Genomic DNA, 11666 nt, shown 5'->3' with positions numbered 1-11666 from the left:
CTTTTTCTTTATCTAAATTAGAAATCTAGTATATATTTCTCGAAAATTCAAAATATTCCTTGTGACATAGGACTCATTTCTGGAAATTGTCCTGTGAATAAGGAGGGAGTTATACACAGAATCCTGTGCATAACTGAATAAATTTGTGTATATATATTGTTGGGAACGAATGTTCCTATACAAAATATAGATCGTGTTTGTGGATATGTGGATATCACTTGTGTTTAAGCTGTGCTTAACCAAGGGATAAAGTGTGTATAACTTTTTTAATCGCTTCTCCATTTTTCAGGTCATTTCCATCAGCTTTCAACAAAACTTCTGAAAACTAGTTTGTTTTTTCACTCATATTGTGACAAACAATTCGCCCGGCCGCGTCTATCATAGAGTCATAGGGTTGCTAGACCCGCTAGTTTTTAGCGGAGAAGGATCGGCCGCCTTTTCCGTTAAAGCGGAGAGAAAACAGGCCTGCGAACAAGCTGTCTGTCAAAAAGAAGCGGAGGGATGATTTGCAATGAAACGTTTGCTGGTATCTTTACGGGTGTGGATGGTCTTTCTGATGAACTGGATGGCGCCGGGTAACGGAAGATATCAATTAGCCGCTGTGTACGGGAACCAAGCTGTCTATCATAAGAAAGCGATACGGACGGCTGGGGCATTTTCGTTTGTGAGCCGAGTCCGATCGGCGGACTTGACCGATGAGACGAAATCGGCCTGCGGCAGGCTGGATAAAAACCGGTGGGTGCCGGTCCGCAAAGAATTGCCGAAACGGGAGCGCGCAGGTCCGGTGCCTTTACATCATATGAAAAAGAGGGTACAATCCCACTAAACATATGAACGGGAGCGAACCTCTTGAGAATAGACAAAGTATTAAATAACAATGCGGCGTTAATAAAAGAAGACGGACGGGAAAAGATCGTAATGGGTCCCGGAATCGCTTTTCAAAAGAGAAAAAATGATGTGATTCAAAAGCATAAAATTGAAAAAATATTTGTCGTGCACGACGAAAATGAAAAGTTCAAACAAGTGTTAGAAACGCTTCCCGAAGAGCATATAGAAGCGGCTGAGGATATCATCAGCCATGCTGAGGGAGAGCTTGCGGCGCCTTTGAGCGATCATATCCACATTGCGCTGGCGGACCATTTATCCTTTGCGATCGAAAGGATTCAAAACGGCTTTCAGGTGCATAACCGATTGCTTCATGAAATTAAGGCGCTCTATAAAAAAGAATATGAAATCGGCCGTTGGGCGGTCGAACACGTGAAACGAACCCTCGGTATATCATTGCCTGACGACGAGGCGGGGTATATCGCGCTTCATATCCATACTGCCAAGGCGGATGCCAAAAGCATGTATTCGGCGATGAAGCATACAACCATGATCAAAGAAATGATCGAAAAGATCGAATCCTTTTTTGAACAGAAGGTTGATGAAGACAGTATTTCCTATCAGCGCCTCGTCACGCACTTGCGGTATGCGGTCAGCCGGTTGGATTCAAATGAAGCTCTTCACTCCATGGACGAGGAGATGCTTTATTTCATCCAAAAAAAGTATCCGTTTGCTTATCGGTGTGCGCTTGAACTGGCGGCGTTTTTAAAAAATGAATATGATTTGGAACTGCCGGAATCCGAGGCCGGCTATATTACGCTGCATGTCCAGCGTCTTCAAAAAAACCCGGAATAACGTGTCTGTTTGGAGAAACAGACTTTTTTTTGAAAATATATTGACGAAAGCGCTGTCATGAAATAAAATGATAGCGCATTATAAAACTGAATCAGGCGGGATTGTGACTGGTTATGCAGGCAAGACCTAAAATTTGCGTACATGAAAAAGGGATCATGTGACCTTTTTCGTTGGCGAATTTTAGGTCTTTTTTGATTTTGGAAAGGGGGAAACGTAATGGATTATCAAAAAACGGCAAAACAGCTTATCAAACATATCGGAGGGGAATCAAACGTCATCAGCGCGACACATTGTGCGACGCGGCTCAGGCTTGTCATTCAGGATGAACAGAAGATCAGCCAGGCCGGCATTGAAGAAATAGAGGGCGTAAAAGGGGCTTTCAGCAGCTCGGGACAATATCAGATTATATTCGGCACCGGCCTCGTGAATAAAGTGTATGACGCTTTTTCAAAAGAAGCCGATTTGGAGCGGGAAGATCGCGAGACCCATCAGGACGCAGCGAAAAAAAAGCTGAACCCGGCCGCAAGATTGGCGAAAACACTGTCTAACATATTCGTTCCCATCATTCCGGCTATCGTGGCAAGCGGTCTGTTAATGGGACTGCTCGGCATGATGAAGGCCTTTCATTGGGTGTCTGAACAATCTCCGCTGTTTATTCTTCTCAACATGTTTTCAAGCGCGGCTTTTCTCTTTCTGCCTATATTCATCGGGTTCAGCGCTGCAAAGGAATTTGGCGGAAATCCCTATCTCGGGGCGGTGCTCGGCGGAATTATGATTCATCCGGCGCTTTTGAACCCGTGGGGGCTTGCCGATTCAGCGCCTGATTTTATGGAACTCTTCGGCTTCCACATTGCGCTTCTCGGCTACCAAGGAACGGTCATCCCCGTACTGTTAGCCGTTTATATTATGAGCAAGGTGGAAAAAGGCACGAGGAAAATCGTGCCTCACGCTTTAGATTTATTGATCACGCCGTTTGTCACGGTGATGGTGACCGGATTTATCACCTTTATCGCAATCGGTCCGCTTGGCAGGGCGATCGGATCAGGCATTACCGTCTCGCTGATGTATGTGTATGATCATGCGGGCATTGTTGCAGGACTTCTTTTCGGAGGGGCTTATCCGCTTATTGTGCTTACCGGTGTGCATCACAGCTTTCATGCGATTGAGGCCGGCCTCATCGCTGATTTGGGCAGAAACTATATCCTTCCGATCTGGTCGATGGCGAATGTCGCCCAAGGCGCGGCGGGACTGGCTGTATTTTTCCTGACGAAAAAAGTGAAAATGAAAGAAATCGCTCTGCCTGCCGCGTTTTCCGCTTTTCTCGGCGTAACCGAGCCCGTCATTTTCGGAGTGAACCTAAGATACCGTAAGCCGTTTATCGCGGGAATGATCGGCGGAGCGCTGGGAGGCGCCTATGTCGTGGTGACCGGTGTCGCCGCCAATGCCTACGGTCTGAGCGGAATTCCGATGATTGCCATCACGGCACCGCTCGGTTTAGGAAATCTCATAAACTATCTGATTGGAATGGGCATCGCCTCTGTGACAGCGTTTATTGCCGCTTATATTATGGGAGCTAAAGAAAAGGAGGCCGCCAAATGAGTACACTGGATCAAGAGCTGCGCATGCAGGCTGAGGAAGCAAAAAAGAAGCGCCGAGAAACCGCTGCATCAGATCCGTATCGCCAGAACTATCATATTATGCCGCCGGTCGGGCTTTTAAATGATCCGAACGGCGTGATCCAATGGAACGGCGAGTATCACTTGTTTTTTCAATGGCAGCCATTTCATACGGGGCATGGCGCGAAATTTTGGGCGCATGTGACGACGAAGGATTTTGTTGAGTGGAAAGAGGAAGAAATCGCGCTTGCACCGGGCGAATGGTATGACAAGAACGGCTGTTATTCTGGAAGCGCCATTGAAAAAGACGGCCGGCTCTGCCTGTTGTACACAGGCAATGTCCGTGACAGAGAAGGCAATCGTGAAACATATCAATGCCTCGCCGTATCCGAAGACGGAAAAGTGTTTGAAAAAAAAGGAGTCGTTGCGCGTCTCCCGGAAGGCTATACCGCTCATTTCCGTGATCCGAAGGTTTGGAAGAAGGACGGGACGTATTACATGGTGCTCGGCGCGCAGACAGAAAATCTCACCGGAAGCGCTGTGCTGTTCACATCAGAGAACTTGACGGATTGGACGTTTCTCGGTGCGATTGCGGGGGCGGATTCCGGCAGTCTCGGGCCATTCGGCTATATGTGGGAATGCCCGGACTTGTTTTCTTTGGACGGAACCGACGTGCTGCTCGTATGTCCGCAGGGGCTTGAAGCTGACGGGATAAAATATCATAACAGCCATCAGGCGGGCTATTTCCTCGGCAGACTGGATACAGAGCCGCTTGAGTTTAAGCACGGTGAATTCACGGAGCTTGACAGGGGATTTGATTTTTACGCGGCGCAGACGCTGGAAGACGATAAGGGACGGAGGATTCTGTTCGCGTGGATGGGCGTCCCCGATCAGCAGGAGGACCAACATCCGACACATGCGTATCACTGGGTTCACTGCTTGACGATGCCGAGAGAGCTTTCACTGTCAAACGGCAGAATTATACAGCGTCCGCTTCAGGAAATGAAATTACGCCGCACGGATGAGCAAAAGCGCCGTCTTCAATTGAATCGCTCGTCAGAAACCCTCCCGGTGAAAGAGGCGTCCCGGGCTGAAGTGCTGCTGGAAGACATGACTCATGAATCGGGTTTTGAAATCTCTATTCGGGGCGCGTCCCGGTTTATATTTCATCAGGAAGAGGGGCTTGCCGTGCTGGAGCGCACCGCTTTCAGCGGAGAAGAAAAAGAAACGAGAAGCTGCGCCATCAGTGAGGTGCGTTCCGTCCAGCTCTTTTTGGATGCATCCTCCATCGAATTGTTTTTAAATGACGGAGAAGAGGTATTCAGCGCCAGATATTTTCCTTTCCCGGGAAATGATGAGGTAATGGTTACATCGAGAGGAAGAATGGAAATAACCGCCTCTATTTGGACACTTTTGTAGAAAATCGTTCTTTTTTCTTATGTGAAACCTATGCCATCTGTGCTAATCTTCAACGAAAGACTACTATTTTCAGGAATAAAAGGAGTTGTTTTCTCAGTTTTGAATAATCAGAAGATGACGCCGAAATGTTTACTTATCAAAGCCGCAGAGCAAGTGGAAGATAAGCGGGAAGAATATAAAGAAGTATTGCTTCAGCTGAAACGCATGCTCAGGAGAGCCGAGCCGCACAACGAATGGAGTGATCGGCTGAGTCATACATATGAACAGATGAAGGAATATGCGCTGTTTGTGCAATCGATTGAGATGTTTTTACGTTCATCTGCGAAAAAAATGAAATAATCCCCCACGGTGATGAGGGGGATATTTATTTTATTTACCGCTAAGACGCATCGCCGAATGTTTAGTCGGTCCGATGTATTGGTTCAGCGGGAAGGACTCTTTGATGGCTGCGGTGATAAATTCTTTTGCTGCGTAGATGGCTTCCTTCACTTCAGCGCCTTTGGCCAATTCTGCCGTAACGGCGGCGGAGAATGTGCATCCGGCTCCGTGCGTGTAAGGCGTATCAATCATTTCGCTTTCTAATACTTCTGCGGTTTCCCCGTCATACAGCACGTCGACCGCTTTTTCATGTTTCAGCTTGCCTCCGCCTGTAATTAATACATATTTCGCGCCGAGTTCGTGAATTTTCTTGGCCGCTTCTTTCATGTCTTCCACCGTTTTTAATTCATCCATGCCGCTCAGCTGGCTTGCTTCGAACAGGTTTGGCGTGATGACGGTTGCCAGCGGGGCCAATTGGGTGCGCAGCGCTTCGGCGTGCTCCGGATACAGCACTTCGTTCGCTCCTTTGCAGACCATGACCGGATCGATAACGACATTTTTCAGCTGTTTTTCTTTAATCGTTTTCGCCGCAAGCTCAATGATCTCCACGGTAGGAAGCATTCCCGTTTTCATGGCGTCTACGCCGATTCCGTCTACGATCGTCGCAAGCTGTGCGCGGATCGTGCCGGCATCGATCGGAAATACTTGATGATCCCAGCTGTTTTCCGGGTCCATCGCTACGATAACGGTCAAAGCCGTCATTCCGTATACGTTTTTTTCTTGAAATGTTTTTAAATCGGCCTGAATTCCCGCGCCGCCGCTGGAATCAGAACCGGCAATAGTAAGTGCTTTGTGCATTGACATATCAATGGCCTCCATCAGTGTTTTATACCTCATTATAGTTAGATTTTCTCCCGATCACAATACGAAAGGCTTAGAGGAATGATTTGACAGTGAGGGATGCGCGCTTGTCCCGCCGGCTTTTGTCTGTTTGTGCACGTGCTATGCGATGGTGTTGGTGCCTGTTTATCAATCAAAACTTTGGAATGTCATGGAGGCGGGCAGACTTAATGCCAAGGCGGTTTGCGCTGTTTGGGGAGATCTTCTGATCATTCTGGTTTTGCTGGCGGGCATGACCATGATTTGTTTCTGAATGGGCTGAAATCAAAAATCCCCCCTGATCTCTCCGCCGCTTTATGTTTTAATAGAACATGAGAAAAAGCAGAAGGAGCGGATCATGAATATATCAATTGTCATAGTCACGTATAATCGGATTCCGGCTTTATGTGAGCTGCTGGAGTCGATTTCCAGGCAGACCGTAAAGCCTTATGAAGTAATCATCGTAAATGATGCCGGGGAATCAGTCGAGGAGGCGAAGAAGCTGTACAGCGATCTGCCGATTCAGATTATTGATTTAGAACAGAATGCCGGACATGTGGAAGCGCGGAACGCCGGTGTGAAAAAAGCGTCAGGTGATTGTATCATGCTGTGCGATGATGATGATTTCATTACGCCGGGCCATTTGGAAAGAATGGCGGCTGAGCTCGCTGATGCCGACTTGGTTCATTCTGATGCGGAAATTGTGTCATTTGAAGAACGGGACAACACGAGATTTCCGGTTTCACGAAAGCCATTCGCCTATACGGCCGATTATGAGGATATGCGGGTGTTTTCCACGTATGTCCCGTCAGGCAGCATGTACAGGCGTTCTCTGCATGACACGTTAGGATATTTTGATCCGGATGTCCATAATTACTGGGACTGGGATTTTTATTTACGCGCTGCGAAACAGCACCGTGTGAAGCGTGTTCCTTGCGCGAGCGTCATATATGCATTTTTTGAGGGAGGCGGCAATCAGTCTGCGGACCTCGGCGCAAAACGGAAGCAGTACTTAGACCGGCTAAGCGAAAAGCACGGGCTTGGGGAGCTCCCGACGAAAAATTTCGCGGTTCTTCTTGAAGAGCCGGACATGAAGAGGCGGGAGGCGCCGACGGACATTGTGTGGGACGGAAAGCCCGTCTATTCAAGACTGCACACTTCATAAGGGGGACGGACAGTTTGAAACAGCTTTTAAAGGACAGCTGGTGGAATCAGCTGAAAGATGAATTCGACAAACCGTATTATCAAGAGCTGAGAGAGATGCTGAAACAAGAATACCGCAGCCAAACGGTGTATCCTGACAGCCATGATATTTTTAATGCCTTGCATTATACGTCCTATGAGGATGTAAAAGCGGTCATTCTCGGGCAGGATCCGTATCACGGGCCCGGACAGGCGCACGGGCTTAGTTTTTCCGTTCAGCCCGGCGTCAGACAGCCGCCGTCTTTGAAAAATATTTTCATAGAGCTTCAGGATGATATCGGCTGCCCCGTACCGAATCACGGATCGCTTGTCAGCTGGGCGGAGCAGGGAGTGCTTTTGTTAAACACAGTGCTTACGGTTCGCCGCGGCCAGGCCAATTCCCACAAAGGCAAGGGGTGGGAGCGGCTCACTGACCGCATCATTGATGTGGTGAATGAAAGAGAAAAGCCGATCGTCTTTATCTTGTGGGGACGTCACGCACAGATGAAAAAAGAGCGTATTGACACATCGAAACACATTATTATCGAATCGACTCATCCGAGCCCGTTTTCGGCAAGGAACGGTTTTTTCGGGAGCAGACCGTTTTCCCGGACAAACGCCGCCCTTGAAAAAATGGGGGAACAGCCGATCGACTGGTGCATTCCCGACTTGCCGCAATAAATGGTGTTTTGAGGCGCTTCCGCTCGGCGGAAGCGTCTTTTTTGACGTTCCGGGCGGTATGTTGTCAGAAAAAATAACAAACTCAATTCTGCGATTGGTTCAGAAATTTGATAAAATGCAGGAAGAAGACAAATTACTGCTGGAGGATTTACTCATGAACATACATATCTCTGCTTTGATTCAGAAGATGGAAGAAGAACTGAGGCAGGCCAAAACGGCATCCCGCGCCGAGGATGTCAAAATGCACGCGGCCGCCATCCGCTCTTTGTGTGACGTCGTGCTCGGCACCCAGACGGATACCGCTCAGGCGCCTGTGCAGAATCCGATTCCGAAAGCGGTGCCGAAGCCTTCCGCGTCACCTTCGACAGACCCGCTTCTGCTTGAAAAAATGATGGGCAGCGCCGGACTGAGCCAATATCAGAAAAAAGCGAAAGACGAACGTGAGGAAGACGGAAACGGGGATTCCATTTTCGATTTTTAACAGGAGAGGTTGATTGATTTGAAACTGATACTCGGGGGGTTGCAATGGACGGCATTCATGATTGCGGCTGCAATTGTGGTTCCTGTCGCCATCGCACAATCATTTCACTTGAACCATGCTGATTCTGCTGTATTGATTCAGAGCACATTTTTTGTGCTTGGCGTCGCTGCGGTCATCCAATGTCTTCAGGGCCATCGTCTGCCGATTAATGAAAGTCCGGCAGGCTTATGGTGGGGCGTATACACGATTTACGGCGGATTGACGGGCACGGTGTTTGCGACATTCGGCGAGACGCTGCGGGCGCTGCAGGGGGCGCTGTTATTAAGCGCTGTCTTTTTCTTTTTGTTCAGCCTTTTTAAAGTGATTGAACGGCTGGCTGTATTGTTTACACCGGTAGTGACGGGCGTGTATCTGCTGCTTTTGGTCATGCAGCTGAGTCAGCCGATTGTGAAAGGCCTTTTGGGCATCGGCTATTTAAAAAACAGCGTCGACGGTCTTGTCTTCGGGCTCGCCATGGTTGTGACGGCTGCGATGTTCATCATGTCCCGATCAAATGTTACTTTTTTAAGGCAGTATGCGATTCTTCTTTCGCTTGCCGGCGGCTGGCTCTTGTTTGCCGTCTTCGGCGCTGCCAGACCGATTCAAATACCGGACCGCATGATTCAGCTTCCGACTCTCTTTCCGTTTGGAAAGCCTGCGTTCGACAGCGGCCTGATCATTACGTCACTCTTCATTACAGTGCTTTTGATTGTCAATATGCTCGCGAGCATCAGAGTTGTTGAAGCGGCTGTGAAAAAATTCGGCGGCACCGTGGGGAAGCGGCGTGAGCGTCCGGCCGGGTTTGCGGCCTCGATCAGCCACCTTTTAAGCGGACTTTCGGGAGGCATTGCGCCTGTGCCGATCTCGGGGGCGGCCGGTTTTATTGAGACGACGAAGCTTCCTTCGAAAAAGCCGTTTCTTTTGGGCAGTGTATTTGTCATCATCATCAGTATGATCCCATTATTTATGAATGCGTTTGCGAGTCTGCCCTCACCGGTCGGCTTTGCGGTAAACTTCGTCGTTTTCTCAACAATGGCGGGTCTTGCCTTTACAGAGTTTGACTCTTATGAGAAAGCGGAGCAAAAACGAATTCGTTCCATTATCGGTCTGGCACTTCTGACGGGAGTCGGGGTGATGTTTGTGCCGGAGAGCGCATTATCAGGGATGCACCCGATCCTGATTTCGATCTTAAGCAACGGCCTTGTGCTGGGGACGCTGCTGGCGATCGCGATTGACCGAACCCAGCTTATCAAAAAGAAAAAATCCGACAATCTCGTGTCATCGGAGGACGGACGTTGAATTTTGCCGATGTTGGGTTATGATTGAAATGGAAACTTTAACGAAAAGGCGGGAGAAAATAGATGAAAGTGTTTATTATTCTGGGCGCGATTAACGCCTTATTGGCAGTGGCGCTGGGCGCTTTCGGCGCACACGGGCTTGAAGGGAAAATCCCCGATAAATATCTGCAGGTATGGCACACAGGCGTGCAATATCATATGTATCACGCGCTCGGCCTTCTGGCTGTCGCCTTTTTGGCCGAGAAGCTCTCCGGCGCAGGCAGCGTTTCGGTTGCAGGCTGGCTGATGTTTGCGGGCATCGTTCTGTTTTCAGGAAGCCTGTACGTATTGAGCGTGACTCAGATTTCCATTCTCGGAGCGATTACACCGCTCGGCGGCGTGGCGTTTATTATTTCATGGATTATGATTATCGTCGCAGCCGTCAAATATTTATAAAGAAAAAAAGCCAATCCTCTGCCAAGTGAGCGATTGGCTTTTTGCTTTATCTCGGAGAATAGGAAGACATGGAGAACGGATAAGTATAAGCAATTTCTTCATCAAACGTGATGTAATCAAGGTAAATGGTCAAAAGCAGATAGCGGGTGCCCGTTTTCGGGTCGCTGATAATGATATGGTCACGCCCCGCCGCCTGAATCACACCGCGGAAAATCTTTGAATTCCATTCTTTGCTGTTTTCAAATGTCATATAAATTGTCGCCGTTTTGCCCCGGTTCAACCGCAGAATATTTTCAATGTATGATTCTTCAATCGGCAGCATGCCGGGAACGCTTTGTGATGATGATGGACCCGACGGGATTTGAAACCCGCCGCCCTGCTGCTGCGGCTGGCCGGAGAACCCTCCGCCGAAGCCCTGCTGGCTTTGCTGCATCGGCATTGGCATTTGCTGCTGCATCGGCATCATCTGTGATCCTTGGCCCTGAGGCTGCGGATAAGGATTAGGCCCGAGCTGCGGCTGGTATCCCTGCATATCCATTCCCATCCCCATCCCCTGCATTTGCTGATATTGATTCTTTTTCGGTTTCATATTGTTCCTCCTTTGATGAAAACCTCTTGGTGCTGGAACCTCCTGACAAGTATCAGACAGCCTTAAATCGGCTGCCGTTTTTATCTATTCCACCATATGAGCCCATAGAAAGATTTATGCAAAAAAAGAAACACGCTTCCTTTAGTCCGGCCATCAAAGCCGGCTTTTTTGTGTGAAGAAAAGCTGACTTTTCACACAATAGTCTGTAATCCTAGCGCATCTTTGACATAAGAAACATATGATAGCGGTAGTTTCAGGTACGTAAAGGGGGTGACGAGTTGCCTAAAGTGTCAGTGATCATGACGAGCTATAACAAAAGTGACTATGTGGCCCGCTCTATTAAAAGTATTCTGTCCCAGACATTTACAGACTTTGAGCTTTTTATTATGGATGACAACTCAAATGAAGCGACATTGGCGGAAATACGCCCTTTTCTCACCGATCCCCGCGTCCGGTTTTATCAAAGCGATGTATCGGGCGTCAAAGAAAGGACGGAAAAAACACGCTACGCCGCCTTGATTAATCAGGCAATAGAAATGGCGGAGGGCGAGTATGTGACGTATGCGACCGACGACAACACATATGTGCCGGACCGGCTTGAGAAAATGGTGAAAGAGCTTGATGCCGACCCGGAAAAAGCCGTTGTGTATTCAAGTTCCAAAACCTATCATCTGAATCAGCAGAAGGAGACGGTGAAGGAAACGGCCAGGCCCGCCGATCGGATCGTATGGAATGCGCCGTGCGCCATTGACCATTGCTCAGTCATGCATCGGTTTTCCGTGTTGGAACAGGTCAAATCGGCATTCGGTTCCTATTGGGATGAAAGCCCCGCGTTTTACCGCATCGGTGATGCCCGTTTCTTCTGGAGGGTGAATCATTTTTATCCGTTTCACCCGATTTCTGAGGAGCTTGATATCAATTATATTACCGATCAATCCATTCATTATCAGCTTTTCGCGGCGGAAAAAAATGAGTTTGTGAGCAGCCTTCCGCAGCAGGCCACGTGCCGGGAGCTGAGGGAATCATTAAAAAAGCTTGGAAAGGGGTGA

At 48.6% G+C, this 11666-nt stretch carries 13 protein-coding genes; 11 read left to right on the top strand and 2 right to left on the bottom strand.

All coding sequences use genetic code 11. The features are described from left to right. Nucleotides 1-511 precede the first annotated feature (511 nt). The 5 genes from AD710_RS06690 (at nucleotide 512) to AD710_RS06670 (ending at nucleotide 5054) form a co-directional block, all read left to right on the top strand. Entirely contained in the window at nucleotides 512-826 is a 315-nt protein-coding gene (locus AD710_RS06690; protein WP_049627612.1) for a hypothetical protein, read from the top strand. A gap of 23 nt (nucleotides 827-849) precedes the next feature. Then, a complete protein-coding gene (locus AD710_RS06685) occupies nucleotides 850-1680 on the top strand; it encodes a PRD domain-containing protein (RefSeq protein ID WP_016937533.1) in 831 nt (276 codons plus the stop codon). A gap of 216 nt (nucleotides 1681-1896) precedes the next feature. Continuing rightward, complete coding sequence (locus tag AD710_RS06680) at nucleotides 1897-3279, top strand: sucrose-specific PTS transporter subunit IIBC (protein ID WP_049627611.1); 1383 nt, start codon at nucleotides 1897-1899, stop codon at nucleotides 3277-3279. After that, a complete protein-coding gene (locus AD710_RS06675; protein ID WP_049627610.1) occupies nucleotides 3276-4715 on the top strand; it encodes a sucrose-6-phosphate hydrolase in 1440 nt (479 codons plus the stop codon). Before AD710_RS06680 ends, AD710_RS06675 begins: the two co-directional genes overlap by 4 nt. Before the next feature lie 114 nt (nucleotides 4716-4829). Continuing rightward, nucleotides 4830-5054 (top strand): hypothetical protein, encoded by a 225-nt coding sequence (locus tag AD710_RS06670; RefSeq protein ID WP_032864818.1) that lies wholly within the window; start codon nucleotides 4830-4832, stop codon nucleotides 5052-5054. Nucleotides 5055-5084: 30 nt separating this feature from the next. Here the strand turns inward: AD710_RS06670 and AD710_RS06665 are convergent, their stop codons facing one another. Further along, nucleotides 5085-5897 carry a bifunctional hydroxymethylpyrimidine kinase/phosphomethylpyrimidine kinase gene (locus AD710_RS06665; protein WP_045925768.1) on the bottom strand — a complete coding sequence of 271 codons (813 nt, stop codon included), beginning with the start codon at nucleotides 5895-5897 and terminating at the stop codon, nucleotides 5085-5087. Between the two features lie 373 nt (nucleotides 5898-6270). On the opposite strand from AD710_RS06665, the gene AD710_RS06660 reads away from it, so the two are divergent. The 5 genes from AD710_RS06660 to AD710_RS06640 all read left to right on the top strand — a co-directional run bounded on the left by AD710_RS06660 (nucleotide 6271) and on the right by AD710_RS06640 (nucleotide 10028). Then, the gene (locus AD710_RS06660; protein ID WP_049627609.1) at nucleotides 6271-7077 is read left to right on the top strand and encodes a glycosyltransferase family 2 protein; all 807 of its coding nucleotides are present in this window, start codon (nucleotides 6271-6273) and stop codon (nucleotides 7075-7077) included. Between the two features lie 14 nt (nucleotides 7078-7091). Continuing rightward, on the top strand, nucleotides 7092-7775 hold the full coding sequence (locus tag AD710_RS06655) for a uracil-DNA glycosylase (RefSeq protein WP_016937539.1): 684 nt from the start codon (nucleotides 7092-7094) through the stop codon (nucleotides 7773-7775). A 58-nt stretch (nucleotides 7776-7833) separates the two neighbouring features. Continuing rightward, complete coding sequence (locus AD710_RS06650; protein WP_029575290.1) at nucleotides 7834-8256, top strand: YwdI family protein; 423 nt, start codon at nucleotides 7834-7836, stop codon at nucleotides 8254-8256. A gap of 18 nt (nucleotides 8257-8274) precedes the next feature. Further along, nucleotides 8275-9594, top strand: coding sequence for a purine/pyrimidine permease (locus AD710_RS06645; RefSeq protein WP_049627608.1), 1320 nt, complete (start codon nucleotides 8275-8277; stop codon nucleotides 9592-9594). A 62-nt stretch (nucleotides 9595-9656) separates the two neighbouring features. Beyond that, complete coding sequence (locus AD710_RS06640; RefSeq protein ID WP_003150969.1) at nucleotides 9657-10028, top strand: DUF423 domain-containing protein; 372 nt, start codon at nucleotides 9657-9659, stop codon at nucleotides 10026-10028. Between the two features lie 46 nt (nucleotides 10029-10074). Here AD710_RS06640 and gerQ read toward each other — a convergent pair whose 3' ends face one another. Continuing rightward, on the bottom strand, nucleotides 10075-10617 hold the full coding sequence (gene gerQ / locus AD710_RS06635; protein WP_047475915.1) for a spore coat protein GerQ: 543 nt from the start codon (nucleotides 10615-10617) through the stop codon (nucleotides 10075-10077). A 278-nt stretch (nucleotides 10618-10895) separates the two neighbouring features. Between gerQ and AD710_RS06630 the strand changes: the two genes are divergently transcribed. Beyond that, the gene (locus tag AD710_RS06630; RefSeq protein WP_016937543.1) at nucleotides 10896-11666 is read left to right on the top strand and encodes a glycosyltransferase family 2 protein; all 771 of its coding nucleotides are present in this window, start codon (nucleotides 10896-10898) and stop codon (nucleotides 11664-11666) included.

It is taken from the genome of Bacillus sp. JFL15 (assembly GCF_001184225.1).
Classification (GTDB): Bacteria; Bacillota; Bacilli; order Bacillales; family Bacillaceae; genus Bacillus; species Bacillus siamensis.
The sequence above is the reverse complement of the archived record's forward strand: the minus strand, read 5'-3'. Positions and strand labels throughout refer to the sequence as shown.

Excerpts from the sequence above, each read along its gene's own strand:
- AD710_RS06690 (WP_049627612.1), top strand. The coding sequence starts at position 512 with ATGAAACGTTTGCTGGTATCTTTACGGGTGTGGATGGTCTTTCTGATG.
- AD710_RS06680 (WP_049627611.1), top strand. The coding sequence starts at position 1,897 with ATGGATTATCAAAAAACGGCAAAACAGCTTATCAAACATATCGGAGGG.
- AD710_RS06675 (WP_049627610.1), top strand. The coding sequence starts at position 3,276 with ATGAGTACACTGGATCAAGAGCTGCGCATGCAGGCTGAGGAAGCAAAA.
- AD710_RS06670 (WP_032864818.1), top strand. The coding sequence starts at position 4,830 with ATGACGCCGAAATGTTTACTTATCAAAGCCGCAGAGCAAGTGGAAGAT.
- AD710_RS06665 (WP_045925768.1), bottom strand. The coding sequence starts at position 5,897 with ATGTCAATGCACAAAGCACTTACTATTGCCGGTTCTGATTCCAGCGGC.
- AD710_RS06660 (WP_049627609.1), top strand. The coding sequence starts at position 6,271 with ATGAATATATCAATTGTCATAGTCACGTATAATCGGATTCCGGCTTTA.
- AD710_RS06650 (WP_029575290.1), top strand. The coding sequence starts at position 7,834 with ATGTTGTCAGAAAAAATAACAAACTCAATTCTGCGATTGGTTCAGAAA.
- AD710_RS06640 (WP_003150969.1), top strand. The coding sequence starts at position 9,657 with ATGAAAGTGTTTATTATTCTGGGCGCGATTAACGCCTTATTGGCAGTG.
- gerQ (WP_047475915.1), bottom strand. The coding sequence starts at position 10,617 with ATGAAACCGAAAAAGAATCAATATCAGCAAATGCAGGGGATGGGGATG.